This is a genomic window from Arthrobacter sp. UYP4, from assembly GCF_057291175.1.
Map to the genome: position 1 here is coordinate 328,933 of NZ_JBXAVU010000003.1, position 24,273 is coordinate 353,205.

At 69.1% G+C, this 24,273-nt stretch carries 20 protein-coding genes and 1 pseudogene; 14 read left to right on the forward strand and 7 right to left on the reverse strand.

Annotation, left to right across the window (positions count from 1 at the left end; genetic code table 11):
- Window positions 1-10 precede the first annotated feature (10 nt).
- The 4 genes from AC0Z9V_RS13750 (at window position 11) to AC0Z9V_RS13765 (ending at window position 4,425) form a co-directional block, all read left to right on the forward strand.
- Window positions 11-409 (forward strand): universal stress protein, encoded by a 399-nt coding sequence (locus tag AC0Z9V_RS13750; RefSeq protein ID WP_485141839.1) that lies wholly within the window; start codon window positions 11-13, stop codon window positions 407-409.
- A 154-nt stretch (window positions 410-563) separates the two neighbouring features.
- The gene (kdgD, locus tag AC0Z9V_RS13755) at window positions 564-1,478 is read left to right on the forward strand and encodes a 5-dehydro-4-deoxyglucarate dehydratase (RefSeq protein ID WP_133080191.1); all 915 of its coding nucleotides are present in this window, start codon (window positions 564-566) and stop codon (window positions 1,476-1,478) included.
- Between the two features lie 10 nt (window positions 1,479-1,488).
- A complete protein-coding gene (locus AC0Z9V_RS13760; RefSeq protein ID WP_485141840.1) occupies window positions 1,489-3,090 on the forward strand; it encodes an aldehyde dehydrogenase (NADP(+)) in 1,602 nt (533 codons plus the stop codon).
- Between the two features lie 66 nt (window positions 3,091-3,156).
- On the forward strand, window positions 3,157-4,425 hold the full coding sequence (locus AC0Z9V_RS13765; protein WP_485141882.1) for an enolase C-terminal domain-like protein: 1,269 nt from the start codon (window positions 3,157-3,159) through the stop codon (window positions 4,423-4,425).
- Between the two features lie 119 nt (window positions 4,426-4,544).
- Here the strand turns inward: AC0Z9V_RS13765 and AC0Z9V_RS13770 are convergent, their stop codons facing one another.
- Window positions 4,545-7,001, reverse strand: a complete 2,457-nt coding sequence (locus AC0Z9V_RS13770) for a glycosyltransferase family 2 protein (RefSeq protein WP_485141841.1) — start codon at window positions 6,999-7,001, stop codon at window positions 4,545-4,547.
- Between the two features lie 200 nt (window positions 7,002-7,201).
- On the opposite strand from AC0Z9V_RS13770, the gene AC0Z9V_RS13775 reads away from it, so the two are divergent.
- Entirely contained in the window at window positions 7,202-8,764 is a 1,563-nt protein-coding gene (locus tag AC0Z9V_RS13775; RefSeq protein ID WP_133080188.1) for a chitinase, read from the forward strand.
- Between the two features lie 34 nt (window positions 8,765-8,798).
- On the opposite strand, the gene AC0Z9V_RS13780 is transcribed toward AC0Z9V_RS13775, so the two are convergent.
- Window positions 8,799-9,614 (reverse strand): DeoR/GlpR family DNA-binding transcription regulator, encoded by an 816-nt coding sequence (locus AC0Z9V_RS13780; RefSeq protein ID WP_133080187.1) that lies wholly within the window; start codon window positions 9,612-9,614, stop codon window positions 8,799-8,801.
- A 235-nt stretch (window positions 9,615-9,849) separates the two neighbouring features.
- Between AC0Z9V_RS13780 and AC0Z9V_RS13785 the strand changes: the two genes are divergently transcribed.
- From AC0Z9V_RS13785 to AC0Z9V_RS13820, 8 genes are all read left to right on the forward strand, one after another.
- The gene (locus tag AC0Z9V_RS13785; RefSeq protein WP_133080186.1) at window positions 9,850-11,130 is read left to right on the forward strand and encodes an ABC transporter substrate-binding protein; all 1,281 of its coding nucleotides are present in this window, start codon (window positions 9,850-9,852) and stop codon (window positions 11,128-11,130) included.
- Between the two features lie 69 nt (window positions 11,131-11,199).
- Entirely contained in the window at window positions 11,200-12,129 is a 930-nt protein-coding gene (locus AC0Z9V_RS13790) for a carbohydrate ABC transporter permease (protein WP_133080185.1), read from the forward strand.
- A gap of 1 nt (window position 12,130) precedes the next feature.
- Window positions 12,131-12,976, forward strand: coding sequence for a carbohydrate ABC transporter permease (locus AC0Z9V_RS13795; RefSeq protein ID WP_133080184.1), 846 nt, complete (start codon window positions 12,131-12,133; stop codon window positions 12,974-12,976).
- A 55-nt stretch (window positions 12,977-13,031) separates the two neighbouring features.
- Window positions 13,032-13,895, forward strand: coding sequence for a ketose-bisphosphate aldolase (locus AC0Z9V_RS13800; protein WP_133080183.1), 864 nt, complete (start codon window positions 13,032-13,034; stop codon window positions 13,893-13,895).
- Window positions 13,896-13,938: 43 nt separating this feature from the next.
- Complete coding sequence (locus AC0Z9V_RS13805) at window positions 13,939-15,138, forward strand: ADP-dependent glucokinase/phosphofructokinase (RefSeq protein ID WP_485141842.1); 1,200 nt, start codon at window positions 13,939-13,941, stop codon at window positions 15,136-15,138.
- On the forward strand, window positions 15,135-16,109 hold the full coding sequence (locus tag AC0Z9V_RS13810) for a class I mannose-6-phosphate isomerase (protein WP_485141843.1): 975 nt from the start codon (window positions 15,135-15,137) through the stop codon (window positions 16,107-16,109). The genes AC0Z9V_RS13805 and AC0Z9V_RS13810 overlap by 4 nt, the downstream gene beginning before the upstream one ends.
- A gap of 153 nt (window positions 16,110-16,262) precedes the next feature.
- Window positions 16,263-16,688 carry a VOC family protein gene (locus AC0Z9V_RS13815; protein WP_485141844.1) on the forward strand — a complete coding sequence of 142 codons (426 nt, stop codon included), beginning with the start codon at window positions 16,263-16,265 and terminating at the stop codon, window positions 16,686-16,688.
- Window positions 16,689-16,725: 37 nt separating this feature from the next.
- Complete coding sequence (locus tag AC0Z9V_RS13820; RefSeq protein ID WP_485141845.1) at window positions 16,726-17,532, forward strand: IclR family transcriptional regulator; 807 nt, start codon at window positions 16,726-16,728, stop codon at window positions 17,530-17,532.
- Here AC0Z9V_RS13820 and AC0Z9V_RS13825 read toward each other — a convergent pair.
- The 4 genes and pseudogenes from AC0Z9V_RS13825 to AC0Z9V_RS13840 form a co-directional block, all read right to left on the reverse strand.
- Window positions 17,529-18,467, reverse strand: coding sequence for a beta/alpha barrel domain-containing protein (locus AC0Z9V_RS13825; RefSeq protein WP_485141846.1), 939 nt, complete (start codon window positions 18,465-18,467; stop codon window positions 17,529-17,531). The two genes, AC0Z9V_RS13820 and AC0Z9V_RS13825, sit on opposite strands and share 4 nt — an antisense overlap.
- Window positions 18,464-19,711: a CaiB/BaiF CoA transferase family protein gene (locus AC0Z9V_RS13830; protein WP_485141847.1), complete on the reverse strand. Its 1,248-nt coding sequence runs from the start codon at window positions 19,709-19,711 to the stop codon at window positions 18,464-18,466. The genes AC0Z9V_RS13825 and AC0Z9V_RS13830 overlap by 4 nt, the downstream gene beginning before the upstream one ends.
- Window positions 19,712-19,721: 10 nt before the next feature.
- Entirely contained in the window at window positions 19,722-21,221 is a 1,500-nt protein-coding gene (locus tag AC0Z9V_RS13835; protein WP_485141848.1) for a GntP family permease, read from the reverse strand.
- A 133-nt stretch (window positions 21,222-21,354) separates the two neighbouring features.
- Window positions 21,355-21,818 (reverse strand): annotated as a pseudogene (locus AC0Z9V_RS13840) (VOC family protein).
- Window positions 21,819-21,922: 104 nt separating this feature from the next.
- Here AC0Z9V_RS13840 and AC0Z9V_RS13845 point away from each other — a divergent pair.
- On the forward strand, window positions 21,923-22,972 hold the full coding sequence (locus AC0Z9V_RS13845; protein WP_485141849.1) for a helix-turn-helix transcriptional regulator: 1,050 nt from the start codon (window positions 21,923-21,925) through the stop codon (window positions 22,970-22,972).
- A gap of 44 nt (window positions 22,973-23,016) precedes the next feature.
- Here the strand turns inward: AC0Z9V_RS13845 and AC0Z9V_RS13850 are convergent, their stop codons facing one another.
- Window positions 23,017-24,099: a TerC family protein gene (locus tag AC0Z9V_RS13850; protein WP_485141850.1), complete on the reverse strand. Its 1,083-nt coding sequence runs from the start codon at window positions 24,097-24,099 to the stop codon at window positions 23,017-23,019.
- Between the last annotated feature and the right edge of the window lie 174 nt (window positions 24,100-24,273).

Consider the following 24,273-nt stretch of genomic DNA (forward strand, 5'->3'; position numbering starts at 1 on the left):
GGAGCACCGCATGCGCATTCTTGTCGGCTATGTACCAACGGACGAGGGCAGAACCGCCGCCCTCGCCGCCATCAGCGAAGCGCTCCTGCGCAATTGCGACCTGCTCGTCGTGGGACCGGCAACCGATCAGCAGACGCCGGAGGCCGACGCGGAGATCCGCCAGTTGCTGGCCCAGGCCTCTGCCGCCGGCCCGACAGCCCGCCTGCATCCGCTCCGGGCCGACGAGGATCCCGCGGACGCCCTGATCGATCTGTCCTACGAGGACGACGTCGAGCTGGTCGTCATCGGGGTGCGGCGGCGCTCCCGGGTGGGAAAGCTGTTCCTGGGGAGTACCGCGCAGCGCGTCATCCTCGAGGCCGGGTGCGCCGTGCATTCGGTCAAACCGCGGCTGCGCGACGACAAACACTGATGCTCCGAAACAGGTCCCTGCCCTCCATCGATACCCGTCGGGTATCCGCGGATGCGAAGCCGGTCTTGGACACCCTCGTCCGGCCATCCCTACGCTGAACCCATTCCACCCCCCTCCCGGCGCACTGCAGCGCCGCATCCCAAAGGACATCCCCGTGGCTCCACTGAATCCGGCTGAACTCGCGACGACCGTGAAGTCCGGTCTGCTCTCCTTCCCGGTCACGCACTTCACGCCGACCCTCGAATTCGACGAAACGCGCTACCGGGAGCACCTGGCCTGGCAGTCCGGCTTCGACGTCGCCGGGCTCTTCGCTGCGGGCGGCACCGGCGAAGGGTTCTCGCTCACCACACAGGAACTCGACACCGTCGTCCGGGTCGCGGTGGACGAGGTCGCCGGCAAGGTGCCCGTCATCGCTCCCGCGACGGGCGGCACGTTCTCCGCCATCGAGCACGCCCGGGCTGCCGAAGCAGCTGGAGCCGACGGCATCCTGCTCATGCCGCCCTACCTCACCGAAGCGGATCAGGCCGGCCTGATCGAACACGTCAGCGCCGTCTGCGCTTCGACGTCCCTCGGCGTCATCGTCTACAGCCGGGCCAACGCGGTGCTTACCGACGTGTCCGTCGACATCCTGGCGAGCCGCAACCCGAACCTCATCGGCTTCAAGGACGGAATCGGCAACATCGAACAGATGTCCCGTATCTACGCCCGCGTCGGGGATCGTCTCATCTACATCGGGGGCCTGCCGACGGCGGAGACCTTCGCGCTCCCGCTGCTCCAGCTCGGCGTCAGCACCTACTCCTCCGCCATGTTCAACTTCGTCCCCGAATTCGCGCTGTCCTTCTATAAGGCGGTCATCGCCCAGGACCGCACCGCGGTCTACGAGAAGCTGAACGACTTCGTCATCCCCTACCTCGACATCCGCGACCGGGTGAAGGGTTACGGGGTGTCGATCATCAAGGCCGGCCTCGATTGCGCAGGGCGCGACGGCGGGCCCGTACGGCCGCCCCTGCAGAATCTCACCGAGGCCGACCGCGCAGAACTCGCCGGCCTGATCAAGCGAATCAGCTAGGAGCCCGACCATGGACACCACGACCCGCCCCGCCGTCACCGGCCGATCCATCATCGCGGGAACCCCCGTCACCGGATCCGCCGGCACCATCCGTGCCGTCGATCCGGCCACCGGGCAGGACCTCGAGCCGGCCTTCGGCCTGGTGACCGGAAGCGAGCTCGAGGCAGCGACGACGGCGGCAGCCGAGGCCTTCGACGTGTTTCGCGCCACCAGCCCGGAGGTGCGGGCCGCCCTCCTCGAGCGCATCGCGGACACCATCGACGCGCTGGGGGACGAACTGACCGAACGCGGCGTCCTGGAAACGGGACTCCCTGCCGCCCGCCTGTCCGGTGAGCGCGGCCGCACCGTGGGCCAGCTGCGCCTCTTCGCGGGCGTCGTCCGCAACGGCGACCACCTGCAGGCCCGGATCGATCCCGCACAACCGGACCGCTCGCCTGTGCCGCGGGTCGACATCCGCCAGCGGCACATCGCGCTCGGTCCGGTGGCCGTCTTCGGAGCCAGCAACTTCCCCCTGGCGTTCTCCACAGGAGGCGGCGACACCGCCTCGGCTCTCGCCGCCGGGTGCCCCGTCGTCGTGAAAGCCCACAACGCTCACCCCGGGACCGCCGAGCTCGTCGGCCAGGCCATCAGCCAGGCGGTTGCCGAGAGCGGCCTGCCGGCAGGCGTCTTCTCCCTCGTCTTCGGCGCCGGAGCCTCGGTCGGACAGGCGCTGGCGGCCGATCCGCGCATCAAGGCCATCGGCTTCACGGGTTCGCGCGCCGCAGGCATCGCCCTGATGACGACAGCGGCAGCGCGGCCCGAGCCCATTCCGGTCTACGCCGAGATGTCCTCCATCAACCCCGTGATCGCCCTGCCGGGAGCACTCCTCGCCGACCCGCAGGGGCTCGCTGCCGGTTTCGTCGCCTCCCTCACTATGGGGGCCGGCCAGTTCTGCACGAATCCCGGACTGGTCTTCGTACCTGTCGGGGCCGACGGGGACGCCTTCGTCTCCGCGGCCGCTTCCCTGCTCGGCGACGCACAGGGTGCCACCATGCTCACCGCTGGGATCGCCGCGTCCTGCCAGGCCGGGATCGACGATCTCCGGACGAGGAACGGCGTGGACCTGGTCACGGAAGGTCGGCCGGGCGATACCGAGAACGCCCCCGCACCTGCCCTGTTCAGTACCTCGGCCAGCACCTTCATCGCTGACCCGACGCTCCAGGAAGAGGTCTTCGGATCAGCGGGAGTCCTCGTCCGCTACGCGAGCGAGCAGGAGCTGCGCATGGGCCTGGAAGCATTGCAGGGCCAGCTGACGGCGACGGTCCATGCGGCGGACGGCGACCATCCGACCGCAGCGGACCTCCTGCCCGTGCTCGAGCGCAAGGTCGGGCGCATCCTCTTCAACGGCTGGCCGACCGGGGTGGAGGTGGGCCACGCCATGGTCCATGGCGGCCCCTTCCCTGCGACATCGGATTCACGCTCCACCTCGGTGGGCACGCTCGCCATCGCCCGCTTCCAGCGTCCGGTGAGCTACCAGAATCTTCCCGACGCCGTCCTTCCGGCAGCGCTGCAGGATGCGAACCCGTGGTCGCTGAACCGTCGGATCGACGGCACGGTCCGGGCAGAGGGCTGAACCGTGTCCGATCAGGCACCCGTCATCACATCGGTCGAGGTCGTGCCGGTCGCCGGCTACGACAGCATGCTGCTGAATCTCAGTGGCGCGCACGGCCCGTTCTTCACCCGCAACATCGCGATCATGACGGACAGCAACGGACGCACGGGCCTCGGCGAGGTGCCGGGCGGTGAAGCGATCCGCGCCACGATCGAGGATGCTGCGGCACTCCTCGCGGGCCGACCGGTCGCGGCGTACCGCAGCCTGCTGCGGACCGTCGCCCGGACCTTCGCCGATCGGGACGCCGGAGGGCGGGGACTTCAGACCTTCGACCTCCGCACCACCATCCATGCCGTGACCGCCCTGGAGTCCTGCCTGCTCGATCTGCTCGGACAGCATCTGGACGTTCCCGTCGCTGAACTCCTCGGCGACGGCCAGCAGCGCGACCGCGTCCAGATGCTCGGCTACCTCTTCTTCATCGGTGATGCGGGAGCGACGGACCTGCCCTATCTCGACGGCGACGACCCGTCGGACCGGTGGGGTCGGCTCCGGCGCAGCGAAGCGATGACGCCCGACGCCGTCGTGGCACTGGCGGAAGCCGCACAGGAGCGGTACGGGTTCCAGGACTTCAAGCTCAAGGGCGGCGTCCTCGCCGGCGACGAGGAGATCGCTGCGGTCACGGCGCTCGCCGCCCGCTTCCCCGACGCTCGCATCACCCTCGATCCCAACGGTGCGTGGTCGCTGGCCGAAGCCGTGCGGCTGTGCTCGGGCCTGGAGGACGTCCTCGCCTACGCGGAGGACCCGTGCGGCGCGGAGAACGGCTTCTCCGGTCGCGAGGTCATGGCGGAGTTCAAGCGGGCCACGGGACTGCAGACGGCAACGAACATGGTGGCCACCGACTGGCGGCAGATGGCCCACGCCATCCGCTCGAACGCCGTGGACATCCCCCTGGCCGATCCCCACTTCTGGACGATGCAGGGGTCCGTGCGGGTGGCGCAACTGTGCGACGACTTCGGGCTGACCTGGGGCTCCCACTCGAACAACCACTTCGACATCTCCCTGGCCATGTTCACCCAGGTCGGCGCGGCAGCACCGGGGCGGGTGACGGCTCTGGACACGCACTGGATCTGGCAGGACGGCCAGCCCCTCACGAAGCAGCCGCTGCAGATCCAAGGCGGCTACATCGAGGTGCCGGCCAGCTCCGGCCTGGGCGTGGAGCTCGATCGGGATGCGCTGCAGTCCGCCCACGAACTGTATCTGCAGCACGGGCTCGACGCCCGGGACGATTCGGTGGGCATGCAGTTCCTCCTCCCGGGCTGGGCCTTCAACCCGAAGCGGCCGGCACTGCAGCGCTGAGCGGCCGGTCCACCGGCAGGAGAACGAAGACGCCCCGGGATGGACTCCCGGGGCGTCTTCATGCGCGGACGATACGATTCCGCGGCTCCCGAGGTGGAGCCGCGGGGCCGACAGGTGCCCTACCGCACCCCCGCACGACGACGGCGGTCGTTGCCGGACCGCAGGTCCCGGTTGAGGCGGCGGTCGCCGTGGTACAGGATCGACTCCCAGTCGGCTTCCTCGGCCGTCTTCGCGATGACCTTCGACTCCTCGACCTTCTTCTTCCGCGGCGACACGTACAGCCAGTTCAGGACGCCGAGCCCCATGTCGACCATCGAGTTCTTGATGCCGATGTACGCGCGGATGGCGCCGGCCGCGAGCAGCGCATTGAGCCCCGCGAAGACGGCGTTGCCCCAGTTCCGCTCCATCACGTCGCGGGCCAGGGTGAGCAGCGAGAACGCCACGATCGCGTACGGGATGACCACGTAGAGGCCCGGCGCCGCGGTGCGGTCCTTGACCTTGGGCGTGCGGACGAACGGGATCTTCTCCCCCGTGAACGCCTGCTGGATGGACTTCAGCACGCCCGCGAGGTTGACGGGCAGCAGCACGAGGTTGAAGCCGTAGATCCGGAAGATGTCCGAGAACCGGTGCCCGCAGTCGCGGAGGTCGCTGCCCATGGCCAGGAAGTACGGGGCAGCGGCCAGGAAGACGACCGGGCTGAGGAGCCTGCTGTCGTAGGGGTACGCGAGCAGGAACAGCAGCCCGAAACTCGCCCAGGCGATGGACGCCATGTAGTTGACGCGCAGCAGCACCTCGCGGGCGAGGACCTGCTCACGGAGGTGGCGGCGCCGGCGTAGCTGGTTCCACAGCTTCGGCAGGATCAGCAGGCCACCGTTGGCCCAGCGCCGCCGCTGCACCACGAGGGAGCCGAAGTCCGGCGGCGTGGCGCTGTAGCTGAGGCGCTCGGGGTAGTTCATGAGCGTCCAGCCGTGCGTGCCGAGGTCCACGCTGGACTCGGTGTCCTCGATGACCGTGCGGTCCTGGATGTACGTCTTGATCTCGAAGCCGCCCACGTTGTCGACCTCGACGATGTCCTCCACCGCGCGCTTACGGATCACGGCATTCGCACCCACCCAGAAGGTGGCCCCGTAGTAGGACATGCCCTGGTGCAGGATGTGCTGGATGTCCGTCGTCGCGCCGGCCACCCGCTCGATGCGCGTGGGCGCTCCGCGGAAGGACGAGTACGGCGTCTGCGTGACGGCGATGCGCTCGTTGCCAGGGGATTCGAGCAGGTGCACGAGCCGCAGGCAGTAGTCGCGCAGCAGCAGCGAGTCGGCGTCGAGGGTCAGGAGGTAGGTCGAGTCGGGCACGTCGAGGACGTCGTCGGCCACGTCACCGCCGTCCGCCGCACCCATGGGCCGCAGCACCGTCCCGGCGGCGGTGTGCTCCTTCTGCCACCGCTGCCCCATGAGGGAGATGTAGGCGTTGAGGTTCATGGCCTTGTTCGCCTCGTGGGACAGGGACGCGTATGCCTTCCGCTCGAACGTCTCGAGCCGCGTGTTGAAGATCCGCACCAGGCGCACGTACAGCTCGCGGACGCGTGCCGGCTCGGGCGCCTGGGACTGCGCGTGGGCGGCGTTCAGTGCGTAGATGGTGAGCCGCAGTTCGCGCGCCAGGCCCATGATCACGAGGTCCACGAAGAACTCGTCCACGTGGTCCTCCACGCGCTCGGAGTCGGCCATGTCCTCGAGCCACGCCGCGGCGTCCTCGTAGGCGGCGATGACCGCCGGCAGTTCGGAGCACGACGCGTCGTCGCCGTCGTGGGCGGCCAGTCGCGCCTCGAACGCGGCCAGTGCCGCGGTCGCGCGGGTGGAGGGCTCGAGCAGGCTCGATTCGATCTCGAAGCTCAGCGCCCGGGTGGCGTCCAGGCGCTGGCGGACCGCGGGGTCGGTGGGATGCGGCGGATCGTCGAGGAGCAGCACCACACGGATGTTGGGGAACTCCTGCAGCGCGGCGGACCACAGCGTCGCGCGCACCACCGCGGGTTCCTCCGCGTACGAGGGGACCAGCACGGTGATGCCCTCGTGGTGGTCGGCGAAGTGGCGGTCCAGCTCACCGCGTGGCACGCGCTTGTGGTCCCGGAACCGGTACAGCGCACCCTGGCGCGCCAGCAGGTACATGAGCGCGGAGAACGTCAGGAACGTGACCACGATCAGGTACGACGTCGCCTCCACCTGGAACCGGAAGCCCGCGTTCGGGTTGTTGGCGAACTGGCGCAGGATCGTCGTGACGATGTAGGTGAGCCAGGCGAGCACCGTGATGACGATGCCGAGCCGGCCCAGGGCGATCTTCCGCGAGGACGGCGTCGGGTGCACGATCGACAGCGGCTCCGAGCGCCGCTCGGCACCCCACTGGCGTCGGCGCGGCGGTGCCGTATCGGGGGCGGCCGCGGCCGCCAGCTCGAGGATGGCGGTCTGGGCGGCGGGCGACGACGGCATCGCGGACGCGCCGGCCGCATCGGCCGGCGCTGCGTCGGACTGCGCTCGTGCCTGTCGTCTGGAGGCTCGGTACTCGGCGGCATCGCGGGATCTGGACATTGCTTCCTCGGCGGTCGTGGGACGGGTGAACGCCTTCCATCGCCCCGGCGGCAGACAGCGTCACTCTCCACCATCGGCCCGCATCGGTTCGGCGTTAGCGACAGGGGTGACGGCGGCCCTTTTTTCCCCTACGCTTCAAGCGTCTCGCGCATCCGAAGTGCGCTCTCCCGCCTCGTTCGAGGCTGTCATCTGGGGTTCCTGTGTCTGCTCGTTTTCCTGGCCGGAAGCTGTCCGTCGTCCGCCTCGCTGTCCTGTCCGTCGTGCTCGGCGGTGTCGCCGTCGGCGGCCTCACCGGCTTCAACCGCTGGGAGGACGCCAAGTCCGCCGAGAGCACCGGCGCCTTTTTCGCAGGCTACGTCGACGTGACGGCCACACCCGCCTACGCGTTCGAGGTCCCGTCCGCGGACGCGGGGAACTCGGTGATGCTGTCCTTCATCGTGGCCTCGACGACAGACCCGTGCGAGCCGTCGTGGGGGACCTTCTACGGACTCGACGAGGCAGAGGTGGCGCTCGATCTCGACCGGCGCGTGGCCCGCCTGGTGCAGGACGGCGGCGAGGTGACCGTCTCGTTCGGCGGCCTGCTCAACGACGAGCTCGCGACCGCGTGCACCGACCCCGAGGACCTGAAGGACGCGTACGAAGCCGTCGTCGACCGGTACTCGCTGTCCACGGTGGACCTCGACATCGAGGGCGAGAACCTGAAGGACACCGCCGCCGGGGAGCGCCGCGCGGAGGCCATGGCCGCCCTGCAGGCCGAGCGCGCCGACACCGACACCCCCCTGAATGTCTGGCTGACCCTGCCGGTCGCGCCCACGGGACTGACCGCCGAGGGGACCGCCGCCGTCGCGCAGTTCCTCGAGGCCGGGGTGGACCTCGCCGGCGTGAACGTCATGACCATGGACTACGGGGGAAGCCGCCCGGAGGGCACGGACATGCTCACGGCGTCGCAGAACGCGGCCGATGCCACCCACCGCCAGGTTCAGGTGCTGTACGAGCGGGCCGGCAAGGAGCTCGGGCCGCAGGCAGCGTGGCGGAAGATCGGCCTCACGCCGATGATCGGGCAGAACGACGTCAAGGGCGAGGTCTTCACACTCGACGACGCGAAGGCCTTCAACACGTTCGCCGCCGAGCGCGGTGTGGGCCGCATGTCCATGTGGTCGCTCAACCGCGACGGCACCTGCAGCGAGAACTACGCCGACACCACGGTGGTCTCCGATGCGTGCAGCGGAGTCGACCAGCAGGGCATGCTCTTCGCACCGCTGCTCGGTGAGGGCTTCACCGGCCGCGCGGCGACGCTCGCCGAGGTGCCGGTGGCCGAGGAGTCGCCGGAGGCCCTGGTCGAGGACGATCCCGAGACGAGCCCCTACCCGATCTGGTCCGACGTCGGCACCTACCGCGAGGACGACCGCGTGGTGTGGCAGGGCAACGTGTACGTGGCGAAGTACTGGACGCAGGGCGACCTGCCCAACGATCCGGTGCTGCAGGCGGAGGAGACCCCCTGGACGCTGCTCGGGCCGGTGCTGCCCGACGAGCGTCCCGTTCCCGCGGTCACCGCTCCCGCCGACCTGTACCCCGCGTGGGATCCGGCCACGGTGTACGAGCGGGGCGCCCGCATCCTCGTGGACGGCCGCGTGTACGAGGCGAAGTGGTGGAGCCAGAGCGACAGCCCGGAAGCCGCCGTGCAGGGCTCGGACGCCTCACCGTGGCAGAAGCTCGACGACGCCGCGCTCGTGAAGATCATCGAGGAGAAGGCGGGCTCCTAGCAGGCCGGTCCGCGGCCCGGGGCGGGGCTGGGAGTCACCCCGCCTCGGGCACCAGCACCGTCACCCCCGCCGCCTCGAGCGCCGCCGCGAGCGCGGGGTCGGGAGCCTTGTCCGTCACCAGGTAGTCGGCACCCTCCAGCGGGACGATCTGCGCGAACAGCCGGCGGCCGAGCTTGGTGGAGTCCGCGAGGATGGCGGTGCGATCCGCCCGGCGCACCATGTCGGCCATCATCGTCGCGTCACCGAGGTTCGACGCCGAGTAGCCGGACGCGTCCACGGCTCCGACGGCGATGAGCGCGATGTCGCAGCGGATGTCCACCTCGGGCGTGTTCGCGTTCATCCTGAGGGTCACGGGACCCGTGGTCGCCTGGGTCAGGGTGCGCACGGCTCCGCCGAACAGATAGAGATCCCGGAACACCGCCGGCGAGATCTCGGCCGGGATGCGCAGGTTGTTCGTGGCGATGGTCAGGTTGCGGTGGTTCCGCAGGGCCCGCGCCACGGCGAGGCTCGTGGTGCCCGCATTGATCATCAGCACCGATCCGTCGGTCACCAGTTCGACGGCGAGCTGGGCGATCGCCTCCTTCTCCGCGGTCTGCATGCTGAGCCGCACGTCGATCTCCCGGTCGCGCCCTGCCCGCTCGGCGGCGCTCACGGCCCCTCCATGGGTACGGACCAGGACGTTCTCGCGGTCGAGCTGGTCGAGGTCCCGCCGGATGGTGTCGATGGACACATCGAAATGGGCGGCGAGGTCCGCGACCGTCACCCGCCCCACCTCGTCGACATAGGCGGCCAGATCGGCCTTCCTGCCCGCCGGGAGGCGCCGCGAGCGCTGCAGTTCCTGCGAAGTCATGCACCCATTCGTAACACACGCCCTGCAGAAGATGCAGCATAACCGCATGAAACTGCAGACTCTGGCGCCTTCAGTGGGCATCCGATACCGATCCGACGCGTAATCGCGACCCGGAAACCCTTGACGGAGGAGCAGGAGCAAGTGCACACTCGTGGTGAAAGACGCAAGAAACAGCATAAGCGAGCGAAATCCTGCACTATCTCAACGAGGAGACCTGATGTCCACCCATCGGCGTATGCGTAACCGAGTCACCCTGTTCACGGGCATTGCCACCACCGCGGTATCGATCGTCGCGCTCACCGGCTGCGGTTCAGGCGGTTCGAGCGGCGCCGAGGAAGCGGGCGGAGATGTCACCATCGAATTCGCCCAGTGGTGGGAACCCGAACTTCCCGACGGCGAGTTCCGCGCCCTCATCGACACGTTCGAGGAGGCCAACCCGGAGATCACCGTCGACCTCGTCAGCGGCCCCTACGCCTCCACCAAGGAGCAGTTGTTCGCGGGAGCCGCCTCCGGGACCATGCCGGACGTCGTCGGCCTGGACGGCGCCTGGGTCAGCGACTTCGCCGAGCAGGGTGTCATCGCCGACCTGACCCCGCTCCTGGACGAGGCTGGCTTCGACGACAGCCAGCTCGTGAGCCAGGTCAAGGTCGAGGACAAGACCTACATGGTCCCGGTCGTGAACTTCGTCTATCCCATGTTCACCAACGACGACCTCCTGTCCCAGGCCGGCGTGGCAGCACCTCCGGAGACCCGCACCGAGTTCGCCGATGCGGCCGGCAAGGTCTCCGACCTCGACGGCGACGCCTCCGGCTGGGTGCTCCCCCTCTCCCTCGAGGCTCCGAACGGCGTGCAGAACGACGTCATGTCCTGGGCCTGGGCCTCGGGCGGCACCATGCTGAAGGACGGCCAGCCGGACCTCACCAACGAGGACGTCACCTCCGCCGTCGACTTCATCGGCGGACTCTGGGACGACGGCGTGATCGCCCCCGGCAGCTTCACCATGAAGGAGCAGGACAAGGTCGAGGAGTTCACCAACGGCCGCGTCGGCATGATGATCGACTCCCTCGCGCACATCAACCTGATCCGCGAGACCAATCCGGACCTCAACTTCTCCATCTCCGCCGTCCCGGCAGCCGACGACTACTCGGGCGAGCGCGGCATCCCCTACGCCTCCTGGGGCATCGGCGTCGCCGAGAACTCCGAGCACAAGGACGCGGCCGCGAAGCTGGTCTCGTTCCTGATGAGCGAGGAGACCAACTCCGAGCTCTCCACCATGGCGAACGCCTTCCCCGGCAACACCGAATCGGTGCCCGCGTTCGTCGAGGACGACGACCTGTTCAAGAAGGCCTTCGACATCTACCAGGCGGGCTACCCCGCGAACGAGTTCGTCGGCCTGCCCGTGGCCGAGGAACTGATGCGCCAGCTGGGTGCCCAGCTGCAGTCCGCCCTCGATGGCCAGCAGTCCCTTTCCGAGGCGCTCGAGAAGGCGCAGACGGAATGGGAAGGCGAGTTCTAGGTCCTCCACACACCGGATCGGGCATCGCTGTCCCCACGCGGTGCCCGATCCCCCACAAAGGTCGTCCCCATGAGCATCCGCACCTTCACCGCTCCAGACCCCGAGACCCTGGTCAACGGAGCCCAGCCCCCCAAAAAGCGCCGCCAGCTCCGCCGCGCCGGCGAGTCCTACGGCTTCCTGGCCCCTACCCTGATCCTGCTGCTCGTCCTCATGATCGTGCCGATCGTGATGGTCGTCGGCTACTCCTTCCAGGACAACGTGATCCTGAAGTCGTCCTCGGAGTTCACCGGGATCGCCAACTACGTCACCGTGCTGACGGACCCGGGCTTCTGGAAGGCCACGGGCAACACCCTCTACTTCTGCCTCATCAGCGTCGCCGCGCACCTCGTGCTGGGACTCACCTTCGCGATGCTGCTCAACAGCCGCCTCATCAGCGCACCGTCCCGGGCGTTCTTCCGTGCCCTGTACGTCCTGCCGTGGCTGTTCACGGCGGCCGTCATCGCAGTGCTGTGGAGGATGCTCCTGTCCCCCAACGGCATCGTGAACTTCCTGCTGGACACCGACGTGGAATGGCTCGCCTCCCCGCAGCTCGCCCTCGGGACGGTGACGTTCATCAACATCTGGGCCGGCTACCCATTCTTCATGGTCAGCCTGCTCGCGGGCCTGCAGGGCATCCCGCAGGATCTGCACGAGGCGGCGAGCATCGACGGCGCGAGCCCCGTGCAGCGCTTCTGGAACGTCACCATCCCGCAGCTCCGCCCGATCATCGTCAGCCTGCTGCTGCTCGACCTCATCTGGACCTCGCAGCAGTTCGCCCTCATCTGGCTGACCACCGGCGGTGGGCCGATCGACGTCACCGAGATGCTCAGCACCTACACCTACAAGCTCGCCTTCGCCAACTACGACTTCTCGCTCGCGGCGACCTCCGCCGTCCTGGTGCTGCTGCTGTCGATGGTGCTGGCCGTGCTCTACGTACGCCACCAGAAAGCAAGGGATTGACATGGCGCTCACCACGCAAGGCCGGACCCGCCTGGCCCGCTCCGGGGTGCTGGCAGGACTCATCCTCGGCGCCGTCTTCGCCGCCGGGCCCGTCCTCTGGATGCTCTCGAGCTCGTTCAAGTCGAACACGGAGATCTTCGAGCTCCCGCCGCGGCTGATCACCGGTTCATTCTCGTTCGACGCCTACGCAGCGATCCTCACCGACTCCGAGACGCTCCGGTTCTTCTTCAACAGCTACCTCGTGGCCGGCGCGGTGACCATCCTGACGCTGCTGGTCGCGATCCACGCCGCCTACGCGTTCAGCCGCTTCGAGTTCCGCGGCAAGCGGGTGCTGAACGTCGTCATCATCAGCGTCCAGGCCGTCCCGCCGATCACGCTGCTGATCCCGTACTTCGGGCTCGTCGTCGGGCTCGGCCTGTACAACACCTACCCCGGCCTGATCCTCACCTACATGGTGTTCACGCTGCCCTACGCCATCATCATGATGACCGGCTACCTGAACACCCTGCCGCGCGAACTCGACGAGGCCGTCCGCGTGGACGGCGCCGGCTCGCTCACCGCCCTCTGGCGGGTCCTCGTTCCCATCTCGGTGCCGGGCATCGTCTCGGTCGGCATCTACACCTTCATGATCGCGTGGAACGAGTACCTCTTCGCGCTGACCCTCACCCGGACCACCGAGATGCGCACCGTGCCCATCGGGATCCAGCTCCTCATGGGGCAGCACTCCTACGAGTGGAACCAGATCATGGCGATGAGCATCCTCGGGTCCATCCCGGTGCTGATCCTCTTCCTGGTGCTCCAGCGCTACTTCATCAGCGGCCTCACGGCCGGTTCGGTCAAGAGCTGACCCCTGTCCACCGTCCGATCCATCCCGCGCACGTCATCTATCAAGGAGAATCACTGTGCTGTACACCGGTAAGTCCATCCTCGACATCGCCAACGAACACAACTTCGCCATCCCCGCCTTCAATATCAGCGACTGGGCCATGTTCAACGGCGTCATGGATATCAGTGAGGAGAAGGAGGCCCCGGTCATCATCGCGATCCACCCGGACGAGGTCTCCCACATCACCACCGACCTGATCGCCGCGATGCGCAGCCGTGCCCACCGCTCCAGCGTCCCCGTGGCCATCCACTGGGACCACGGCGGAACCTACGAGCAGATGATCACCGCCATCCAGGCCGGCTTCACGTCGGTCATGATCGACGCCTCCCTGCTGCCCTTCGACGAGAACGTCGCGCTGACCCGCAAGGTCGTCGAGGCGGCGCATGCCGTCGGCATCCAGGTGGAGGGTGAGCTCGGCACCATCGGAGCCAATGACAGCTACGGGGAGTCCGGCGCCGCTGAGATCATCTACACGAACACCGACGATGCCGTGCGCTTCGTGAAGGAGACCGGCGTGGACAGCCTCGCCATCGCGATCGGCACCTCCCACGGCCTCTACCCGGCGGAGAAGAACCCCGAGCTGCGCCACGACCTCCTCGAGGAGATCAAGGCGGCCGTCGGCATCCCGCTCGTCCTCCACGGCGGCTCCGCGAACCCCGACAGCGAGCTGGCGCGCGCCGTGAGCCTGGGCATCAACAAGATCAACATCTCGAGCGACATCAAGGTCTCCTACCACAACGCCATGCGGCGGATCCTCGGGACCGACGAGCGCCTGCGCGAGCCGAACGCCATCCAGCCCGAGGCCATCGCGGCGCTGAAGGTCACCGCCGCGGAGAAGATCGAGCTGTTCGGCGCGGACGGCAAGGCCAAACTGTACTGAGGACTGCATTCACGCGACGGAGATCGGGAAGGGGATCGGTGCCATGGGAACCACGCTCGTGCTCGGGCTCGGCGGGACCGTCGACTACGAGGTGCGCTGGGATGCGGCGGTCGTCGAAGCCCTGGCCTCGCGGTTCGGCATCCGCGGGGCGGAGCTCACCACCATGGCACCGATCGTCGACGAGCGGTCGCTGGTGGTGACCATCCTCGCCTTCGTCCGGGACGGCGCCGGCGGCGAGCGATTCGTGGTCTCGTCCGACGTGGTCAAGGACTTCTCGGAACGCTTCGCCACGGAGATCACGCTCGGTGGCACCGGGGTGCGGGCGGGCATCGCGCTCGACCGCCTGGGGATCCCGAGCGTCCAGCACCTCGTCAGCATCGACGACAACGTGCGCCGGCTGCTGCCGGGATCGATGTCCTACGTCAGTTCCGCGACGGAGGACACCCTCGATCCGCACCTGATCGTGCAGTACCCCGCCGGGACGGTCATCCGGCTCGACGACGGGCAGATCGTGTCGCCGTCGTCGAACCGGCTGATCTTCGCGAACGATCCGCCGAACCGCAGCATGGCGATCGCGCCGGAACTGGGGGAAGCGCTCGAGGACGCCGCGGCCCTGCTGGTCTCGGGCTTCAACACCATGCAGGACGAGGACCTCCTGGAGCGCCGCCTCACCGAACTCGACACGGCGATGGACCGCCTGCCGTCCGACGCGCTCGTCTACTACGAGGATGCCGGCTTCTACGTGCGGCGTTTCGCCGAGCGGATCCGGGCCCACCTGCTGCCGCGCATCGACGTGTACGGCATGAACGAGGACGAGCTGCAGGAGTACGTGGCGCGTCCCGTGGACCTGCTGAACGCCAGGGACGTCGCCGCGGCCCTCCTCGAGGTGCACAGCCTCATCCCGGTGCCGGCGCTGCTGGTGCACACGCAGCACTGGGCCATCGCCGTCGGACCCGCCGCCGGCCGGCACCGCGACGCCGTCGCGAACGCCGTGCAGATGGCGGCCACGCGCTTCCGGCTGGGCGACGGTTTCACGGCGGCCGACTTCGAGGCGACGGCGCTCCTCTCGCACAGCGTGCGGGGCGAGGACGTGGTGGACGGCGTGGAGCGGATGATCCCGGGCTCGGTGGGCGTGCCCGCCTTCCGGATCGACACCATGACGCCGACGACGATCGGGCTGGGCGACAGCTTCGTGGGTGGCTTCCTGGTGGTCCACGCGCCGGTGCGGGAGCCGCAGCCATGATCGAGCGGCTGCCTTCGAACCGGCCGCCGGAGCGTTTCTACCGCGGCGGCGCGCGCATCTCCGCCTTCCGCGGGGAGCCGTCCGCCGCCGAGTTCGAGCCGGAGGACTGGATCGGCTCGACGACCACGATCTTCGGCGAAGCGGACCTCGGGCTCACCCGCCTGGCGGACGGCACGCTCCTGCGCGACGCCGTCTCATCGGATCCCGGGTACTGGCTGGGGAGGGAGCACGCAGCCCGCTGGGGCAGTGACGTCCGGCTGCTGGTCAAACTGCTCGACGCCGGCCAACGCCTGCCCGTGCATGCCCACCCCGACGACGCCTTCGCGGCCGGGCAGCTCGGGCACGGCCACGGCAAGGCCGAGGCCTGGTACATCCTGCAGGGTGGCACGGTGCACCTCGGCCTCACGCGGGATGTCGGCGAAGCGGAACTCGCCTCCCTCGTCGACGCGCAGGACGTCGAGGCGCTCCTCGGACTGCTGCACGAAGTCGACGTCGCGCCGGGCGATGTGGTGTGGGTGCCGCCGGGCGTGCTGCACGCGATCGGCGCCGGGGTGCTGCTGCTCGAACTGCAGCAGCCCGAGGACCTCTCGATCCTGCTGGAGTGGCGGGACTTCGCGCTCGACGGCACGGCCGACGGCCACCTGGGCCTCGGGTTCGACGTCGCCCTGACGGCCGTGCAGCGGACGGCGGTGTCCCGCGAAGCGCTCGCGGGCCTCGTGCGGACGGCGCCGCCCATGGGCTCCGTGTTCCCGCCCGACGCCGATGCCTTCTTCCGCCTGGAACGCGTCCCCGTTCAGGGGCAGATCACTCTGGACCCGGGCTTCGCGGTGCTGGTCGTCAGCGACGGCGCCGTCAGCATCGGTGGCCGGCCCGCTCCCCGCGGCAGCACCTGGCTGCTTCCGGCCGGTGCCGGCAGCGTCCTGCTCGACGGCGCCGGCGAGGTCCTGCTGGCGAGGCCGCCTGCCGCCTGACGGCCCTTCGGAGAGCAGGCGACGCCTGACCGGCAGCATGATGCCGGGTGCCCGATGCCTCATGCGATGAATCCTGCCCGGCCGTCCCGTCCATCCTCCATTGGACGAAGGTAGGGTCGGAGCGACGCCACACCGTGGCATGAGGAGCGCAGGATGTCTGCACCACAGATCTACATCAGCTTCCCGGGGACCGCGCGGGAAGCGCTGGGTTTCTATGCGGAGGTGTTCGGCGGTGAGGTGTCCCTCTTCACGTACGGGGACTTCGCCAGGACGGACGGGCCGCCGGACGCGGTGGCGCACGGGGTGCTCGACGGCGTCGTCGCCCTCGCGGGAGCGGATGCCGCGGCAGGCGAGACGACCCTGCGCTGCGAGGGGCTGATGCTGTCGCTGCTCGGCACCGCCGAGCCACCCGTCCTGCACACCTGGTTCGACCGGCTCGCCGAGGGCGGAACCGTCGTCGACCCCTTGGCGCCGAAGCCGTGGGGTGCCTCGGACGGGCAGGTCGTCGATCGCCACGGGCTGCACTGGCTGATCGGTTACGAGCCGGCCCAGTCGCAGCCGGAGGACGACGCACGCTGAGCCCGGCCGGTTCGGATCGTCTCCCTAGAATGGGGGGATGGTCTCCCCCGCGTCCTCGTCCGCGCCACTGCTGGTCCTGAAGAAGATCAGTGACATCCTCGATTCCTTCTCCCTGCGCCGCCCGGAACTGAGCCTGACCGACATCAGGGAGGCGACCGGGCTCCCGACGTCCACGGTGCAGCGCCTCGTGGGGAACCTGGTGGCCAACGGCTTCCTCGACCGGGTGGGCGACCAGTACCGGGTGGGGCTCAAGATGTCCTTCTGGGCCGCTCCGGCCACCCAGGACCTCGACCGCTTGGAGATCGTGAAGCCGGTCCTGACCGACCTGCGGGACCGCCTGGGTGAGACGGCGTGCTTCTTCGAGTCCTCGATGCACTACCGGGTGTGCGTGGCGATGGCCGAGACGCACCACATGCTGCGCCGGGAGATGAAGGTGGGCCGGATCCTGCCCCTGCACGCGGGATCCGCCGGACGCGTGCTCCTCGCATGGACGGAGGGGCTCCTCGCCGAGATCGAGGCCGAGTCGCTGGACCGGTTGACGGACAGCACCATCACCGACCGCGGGGCCCTCCGGGCCGCCGTCGACCGGGCGCGCGAGGACGGCTACGCGATCACCACGGGCGAGCGGCAGTCGGGGGCGAGCGGCCTGTCAGCCCCCGTGTTCGACTCCCAGGGCGATCTCGTCGGCGCCGTCACCGTGATGGGGCCGACCCTCCGAATGCCCCTTGAGGTGTGCGAGCAGTGGGTGGAGGACCTCCTGGCCGCCGCCGAACAGATCACGAGGATGCTCGGGGGCAGGCATCCCGGCGAGGCACAGCGGCCGTCGCCGGGCGGCGGCAGCTAGGCGGCGTCCTTCGGCAGGACCCACCCGAAGGCCTTGGCCTCCGAGCGTGCTCCCTGGGCCGCCTTGGAGCGGCTCGCCTCGCCGACCTCGGCGGTGACGCCCTCGCCGAGGCGGACGAGTGCGGCGAACGTGTCCGGTGTCAGCCAGGCCGGGCGGAACGCGAAGAGCAGGTCCTCGGTGGCCGTGTTTCCCGAGGCGCCCGGTGCGAACGGGCAGCCGCCCAGTCCGCCGAGGGCGCCGTCGATCATGGTCGCGCCGGCGTCGGTCGCCGCCAGGGCGTTGGCCACCCCCATCCCCCAGGTGTCGTGCCCGTGGAACACGATCTCCTCGAAACGGCCCGTGTCGCGGACCTTCCCGATCAGGGAGCCGACCTCGCCTGGAGAGGCCTGCCCCAGCGTGTCGCAGATGACGACGCCGTCGGTGCCCTCGGCGCGGGGATCGCGCACCAGGTCGAGGACGCGCTGCGGGTCGACGTCGCCCTCGAAGGGGCACGTGAACGAGGTGGCCAGGCACAGCTGGATGGTGGCCCCGGCGGCGTGCGCGAGCCCGACGGCCTCGGGCAGCGCGTCCATGCTCGCCTCGGTGGTCCGGCCGATGTTCGCGAGGTTGTGCGCGTCGGTGACGCTGAGGCAGTACTGCAGGTGCAGCGCGCCGGCCGCGAGCGCCCTGCGGACGTTGCCCGGGGTGGCGACCCACACGTGGCAGTACGCCCGTTCCTCCGGTGTCAGCAGCTCGAGGAGTTCGACGGTGTTGGCCATCGACGGCACGAGGTCCGGCCGGGCCATCGAGCCCACCTCGATGGCGGTCACGCCGGTGGCCAGGAGCTCACGGACGATCTCGGCCTTCCTGGCCGTCGGGAGGATGCCGCCGGTGAGCTGCAGGCCGTCGCGGAGGGTGACGTCGCGGAGGACTGCGCGGGAGTCGGTGGTGTTCATACGGTCTCCAGTTCCGTGCGGGCGATGAAGTCGCCGGCCTGCTCGGGCGTCCTGCCGAGCAGGCCGACGAGGATGTCGTGGGTGTCGGCGCCGAGGTCGGGGCCGAGGTTGCGGATGGGCAGCGAGGATCCGCCGATGACGGGCGTGATACCCGGGAAGGCGACGCCCGGCAGGGTCCTCTCCCCGTCGGAGACGTCGAGGTGCTGGACCATGTTGCGGGCCCGGTACTGCTCGTCGTCGACGATGTCCCCGGCCGTGTAGATGGGACCGGAGGGAACGCCGGCCTGGTCGAGGAGCGCGAGGGCCTCGGCGGCGGTGTGCCGGACGGACCATTCGCCGATCGCGGCGTCGAGCTCGTCGCGTCGCGCCCAGCGCTGGGCGTTGCTCTCCAGCCCGGGATCGTCGGCGAGATCGGGACGCCCGATGATCTGCATGTAGCGCTTGAAGATGCTGTCGCCGTTCCCCGCGACGACGATGCTCCCGCCGTCGGAGCAGAGGTAGGCGTTCGACGGCGCGATGCCCTCCATCCTCCCTCCGGTGCGTTCCCGCTGGAGGCCGTAGGCGCTGTAGTCCGGGACCAGTGATTCCATCACGGACAGCATCGCCTCGTTGAGTGCCACGTCGATGATGCGGTGGTCGAGGGGCGGCCGCTGGAGGCCCGAGTCCCGTTCGCGGGCGAAGAGTGCCATGACGGACCCGAAGGCCGCGTAGAGGCCGGCGATCGAGTCGCCGATCGAGACGCCGACGCGGACCGGCGGCCGGTCCGGGTCACCCACGAGGTGGCGGAAGCCGCCGTAGGCCTCGGCCACGGCGGCGAAGCCGGGCCGGGAGGACATGGGGCCGGTCTGCCCGAAGGCGGAGATCCGGGTGACGATGATGCCCGGTTTCGCCGCGTCGAGCTCCGCCGGGCCGAGGCCCCACTTCTCGAGGGTGCCGGGGCGGAAGTTCTCGAGCACGATGTCGCACTGCCCCACGAGGTCGAGGATGCAGCGGCGGCCCTCGTCGGTGCGGAGGTCCACGACCATCGACTTCTTGTTCCGGTTGATCGTCCGGTACAGCATGGACGTGGTGCCCGAGCCCAGCCGCCAGTTCCGCAGCTCGTCGCCGGTACGGGGGCGTTCGATCTTGATCACCTCGGCGCCGAAGTCGGCGAGCAGCCGGCCGGCGGTGGGCGCCGCGATGTAGTTGCCGAGTTCGAGGACGCGGATGCCTTTCAGCGGCGCGACCTGGTCAGTGGTAGTCACGGTGCCCTTTCTAGAGGAAGAGACTGAGGATCAGGGTGAACCCGAGCGCCACCACGGACGCGACGGAGACGCCGATGGAGCAGGTCTTGAAGGTCCCCCGCGTGGTCTGGCCGAGCATGGACTGCAGCAGCCAGAAGGTGTTGGACGTGACGTGGACGAAGAACAGCGATCCTGCGCCGGCGGCCAGCGCGATGAGGACCGGGTCGAGGCCCAGCGTCGGTGCGACGGGCGCCAGGAGCCCGGCCGCGGTGATCGCGGAGATGGAGACCGACCCGACAGCCACGTGGAGCAGGGCCGCGATGCCCCACACCACGAGCAGCGGGGCCACGGACGAGGCGGAGAAGTAGCCGCCCAGGACATCGCCCATGCCGCTCGCGGCCACGACGGCGGCGAGCGCGCCACCGGCGCCGGTGAGGATCAGGATCTGCCCGGACTCGCGGAACCCGCCGACGACGGCTTCCTCGACGCGCTTGGTCCCGATGGTGCGGCGGGCGACGAAGCTGGTGCCGAGCAGGCCGATCAGGAGCGCGATGACCGGGGTGGAGAGGAAGTCGGTGACGGGCGACGTGAAGCCGGCCATCCCGGCCAGGGCGCCGCCGCCGATGAGGACGAGGGACAGGAGCATGGGACCGAACATGACGAGCAGGCTCGCCTCCTTCGGGCCCCTCGCCGTGCGGGTCCGCACGTCGTAGGGGAGCAGTCCGACACGGCTCCGCGGGTCCGAGGCGGGCAGGACCGCCGCCGGATCGTCCGACGGCGCGACGGGCGCGCCGCCGGGGGCGAGGCCGTCGGCACCGAGGTCCTGTGCCTCCTCCACCGGTTCCTGGTCCTTCTCCACGTTCCAGAAACCGCGCTGGATGAAGAAGTCCATGATGAAGATCGAGACGAGGATCGTCGGGATGATGACGAGCAGGCCGAAGATGAGCATGCTGCCCAGGGGGACGCCCAGCAGGCCGGCCAGCGCGACGGTCGCGACGCCCGGGACCATGAGGACGATGCCGCACTCGAGGCTGATGGCCATGGCGGTGGCCATCCGCGCCGTTCCGAACTTGCCGAGCTTCGGGGCGATGCGCCGCGCCAGGGGTGCGCTCATGACCAGCAGCACGTCGAGGAAGATCGACTGCAGCATGGTGCCGAGCGTCAGGCCCAGCGCGTACGGGATGCCCTTCGGCCCGAAGACCTTCATCAACCGCTCGACGAGTTTGTTGATGGCTCCCATCTCGTTGAGGATCGCGCCCATGAGGACGCCCCAGGCGATGAGCAGCCCGACTTCGAACATGATGTCGCCGAAGCCCTGCATGATCGTGTCCGTCGTGCCCGTGGTACCCAGACCGGTGGCGAGACCGAGGCCGGCGGCTCCGATCACCAGGGAGAGCGCCGGGTTGACCCGTAATTTGAGGATCAGGAACACGATGGCGATGATCGCCACCGCCGTGATCGAGAGGATCTGCCAGTCTGCCATGAGTCCCGCTTCGTCGTTGAAGGCCGATGTCGGCTGATTGCTACTCACAATCTGAACACGCGCTCATAATGTGAGTCAAACACCATCGACGAGGGTGAACGGACGGCGGATCATCCTTGTCGGCGGCGGACAGCACGGCGGATCCCGCTGGTTGTCCGCGCCGCAGCGCGGACAACCAGCACTACACCCCGGTGGCAGGGGCGACGTCGAGGATCCAGGTCACGCCGAAGCTGTCCGTCAGCATGCCGAATCCGGGGCTCCATGGGGAGGCGCCAGGGGTTCGATGACGGTTGCCGCGACGGAGAGTCTGGCCCAGTAGTCCTGCACGTCGTCGAGGCTGGTGCCGCGGACGGAGACGAAGAACGGCTGGTCGGTGATCGTGGTGCCGTTCTCGCGCCGGGTCGACCCCGCGGCGTCCGCCGGACCGCTTGACTGTTCTGGGATGTCGTACGCCATGACGCGGAACCCGCCCTCGGTCTCGACCTGACCGAAGACGACGTCGTCCGCACCGGGGAGTCCCGCGGGCATGCCGAAGTCGCCGTACGTCGCGATCGTGACCTGGCCGCCGAAGACGGACCGGTAGAAATCCAGGGCTGCCCGGGCGTCGCCGCGGAAGTTCAGGTGGGTGGTCGTGGTGATGCTCATGGCTGCTCCTCGTGGGGTCGGATGCCGGGGCTCTCCCCGACGTTCCCGACTCTTGCACCCATGTAGGACGGTTCCGGTCCTACACCCGACCTAGGATCGGAGGCATGACGACAACCGCCTCGCGCCTGTTGCAGCTGCTGTCCCTGCTGCAGATGCGGCGGGACTGGCCGGGATCCGTGCTGGCGGAGCGCCTGGAGATCAGCCACCGGACGGTACGGCGTGACGTCGACCGCCTGCGCGACATGGGTTACACCATCCGCGCCACGATGGGCCCCGACGGCGGATACAGGCTCGACGCCGGCGGTGAGGTACCCCCTCTACTGTTCGACGACGACCAGGTCATCGCCCTGGCCGTGGCGTTGCAGACGGTGCCCGCCGCCGGAGTGGGGATCGGGGAGGCGGCGAGCCGCGCCCTGGCTACGGTGCGCCAGGTCCTGCCCTCCCGGCTGCGGCACCGCCTCGACGCTTTGGACGTCACCGCGCTCCCCGCCTTCCCCGGCGACCACGCGCGGAGAACGGTGTCCCCGGAGGTGCTCATCACCCTCTCCGCCGCCATCCGGGCCTGCATGGTGCTGCGCTTCGACTACGCCGGCGGAAGTGCCTCCGCCGACGCCGGTCCCGCGGCACCCCGCAGGGCGGAGCCGCACCATCTCGTCGCTGCACAGGGGCGCTGGTACCTGGTGGCCTGGGACCTCGACCGGCGCGACTGGCGCATCTTCCGCGCGGACCGGATCGATGCCCGCAGCCCCTCGGGTCCACGGTTCACGGCACGGCAGGTTCCCGGCGACGACGTCGCCGGGTTCGTCGCGGCGCGCTTCAAGGGCTCCGGCCAGGACGATCGATGGCCGTGCGCCGGGACGGTGATCCTGCACCGCCCGGCGTCCGAGGTGCTCCCGTTCGCCGGGGACGGCACCGTCGAGGATCTCGGCACCGACCGGTGCAGCCTGACGGCGGGGGCCTGGTCATGGGTGGCCCTCGCCGCCTCCCTGAACCGCTTCGACACCGACGTCGACGTCGTCCGTCCGCCGGAACTGGCCGAGGCCTTCGCGCACCTCGCGGTGCGTAACACCGCGACGGCGGCCGCCTTCTCCGTACAGGACGGCGGCCGGGCCCTCCTGCCGGGCGGACGTCGATCGACCCCGACCGCCACCTAGGCGCCCGGGGTCGATCGTCGGTCCTGCGGCTACCGCTCGGGCAGCTACTTCGAGGCGCCCGCCGTCGAGCTCGTCGTCTCGTCGGCGTCGGGATCCCCCGCGTGGCCCTCCGGCTCGGCGGCGGTGACCTGCCCGCCGTCCACGTGGTGGCGGTCGTTCCGGCCGTCGTCGCCCCGGGTCTTGAGCAGGCTCGCGACGGTGGCGACGGCGATCGTGGCGCCGATGAACAGCAGCGAGAACCAGATGGGGATCTCGGGGACCCAGAGGAGCGGCTGTCCGCCGTTGATGAAGGACAGCTCGTTGACGTGCAGGGCGTGGAAGACGAGCTTCACGCCGATGAACGCGAGGATGACGGCGAGGCCCTGGGCCAGGTAGACCAGGCGTTCGAGCAGCCCGCCGATGAGGAAGAACAGCTGGCGCAGGCCCATGAGGGCGAAGGCGTTGGCGGTGAAGACGATGTACGCCTCGTTGGTCAGGCCGTAGATCGCGGGGATGGAGTCGACGGCGAAGATGAGGTCCACGAAGCCGATCGCGATGATGGTGAGCAGCATCGGGGTGACGAAGCGCGTGCCGCCCTTCTTCACGGTGAGCTTGTCCTCGTGGTACTCGTCGGTGACGGGCAGGACGCGGCGGACGAGCTGCATGAACTTGCCGTCGGCGGGGTTGGAGTCGTGGCTGTCGAACGCCTGCTTGTAGGCCAGGAAGAGCAGCAGGGCGCCGAAGATGTAGAAGACCCAGGAGAAGTTTTCGATCAGACCGGCGCCGATGGCGATGAATGCGCCGCGGAGGATCAGGGCGATGATGATGCCGATCATCAGCACCTTCTGCTGGTACTTCTTCGGGACAGCGAAGCCGGTCATCACGATGAGGAAGACGAAGAGGTTGTCGATGGACAGTGCCTTCTCCGTCAGGTAGCCGGCGAAGTACTCGCCGCCGAACGTCCAGCCCGACATGATGCCGATCCCGACGCCGAAGAGCAGCGCGAGGCCGATGTAGAAGGCGGACCAGCGCGCGGACTCGCCGATGGTCGGTTCGTGGGGTTTGCGCACGTGCGCGAAGAACTCGTAGACGAAGAAGAGGATCGTCACGGCAATGGTGATCAACCAGATCAGGGGTGTGACCTGCATGAGGGGTACTCCAAAGGGTAGGCGTCGGACATAGGCGCCAAGGTCTCCTCCGCCCGGTCGGAACCGGAACCGATCGGCCCGGAATGCAGCGGTGCATCCGTATTGACGGGCCGATCACAGACGGGAGTACTCCCCTTGATACAAAAAGCCTAACGCACGTGCGCCCTGCAGGAT

Bases quoted from the DNA above. Each gene is read 5' to 3' on its own strand.
- AC0Z9V_RS13850 (WP_485141850.1), bottom strand. From the start codon at position 24,099: ATGCAGGTCACACCCCTGATCTGGTTGATCACCATTGCCGTGACGATC.
- AC0Z9V_RS13780 (WP_133080187.1), bottom strand. From the start codon at position 9,614: ATGACTTCGCAGGAACTGCAGCGCTCGCGGCGCCTCCCGGCGGGCAGG.
- AC0Z9V_RS13795 (WP_133080184.1), top strand. From the start codon at position 12,131: ATGGCGCTCACCACGCAAGGCCGGACCCGCCTGGCCCGCTCCGGGGTG.
- AC0Z9V_RS13810 (WP_485141843.1), top strand. From the start codon at position 15,135: ATGATCGAGCGGCTGCCTTCGAACCGGCCGCCGGAGCGTTTCTACCGC.
- AC0Z9V_RS13825 (WP_485141846.1), bottom strand. From the start codon at position 18,467: ATGAACACCACCGACTCCCGCGCAGTCCTCCGCGACGTCACCCTCCGC.
- AC0Z9V_RS13790 (WP_133080185.1), top strand. From the start codon at position 11,200: ATGAGCATCCGCACCTTCACCGCTCCAGACCCCGAGACCCTGGTCAAC.
- AC0Z9V_RS13765 (WP_485141882.1), top strand. From the start codon at position 3,157: ATGCTGCTGAATCTCAGTGGCGCGCACGGCCCGTTCTTCACCCGCAAC.
- AC0Z9V_RS13805 (WP_485141842.1), top strand. From the start codon at position 13,939: ATGGGAACCACGCTCGTGCTCGGGCTCGGCGGGACCGTCGACTACGAG.
- AC0Z9V_RS13750 (WP_485141839.1), top strand. From the start codon at position 11: ATGCGCATTCTTGTCGGCTATGTACCAACGGACGAGGGCAGAACCGCC.
- AC0Z9V_RS13760 (WP_485141840.1), top strand. From the start codon at position 1,489: ATGGACACCACGACCCGCCCCGCCGTCACCGGCCGATCCATCATCGCG.
- AC0Z9V_RS13815 (WP_485141844.1), top strand. From the start codon at position 16,263: ATGTCTGCACCACAGATCTACATCAGCTTCCCGGGGACCGCGCGGGAA.
- AC0Z9V_RS13785 (WP_133080186.1), top strand. From the start codon at position 9,850: ATGCGTAACCGAGTCACCCTGTTCACGGGCATTGCCACCACCGCGGTA.
- AC0Z9V_RS13770 (WP_485141841.1), bottom strand. From the start codon at position 7,001: ATGTCCAGATCCCGCGATGCCGCCGAGTACCGAGCCTCCAGACGACAG.
- AC0Z9V_RS13845 (WP_485141849.1), top strand. From the start codon at position 21,923: ATGACGACAACCGCCTCGCGCCTGTTGCAGCTGCTGTCCCTGCTGCAG.
- AC0Z9V_RS13820 (WP_485141845.1), top strand. From the start codon at position 16,726: ATGGTCTCCCCCGCGTCCTCGTCCGCGCCACTGCTGGTCCTGAAGAAG.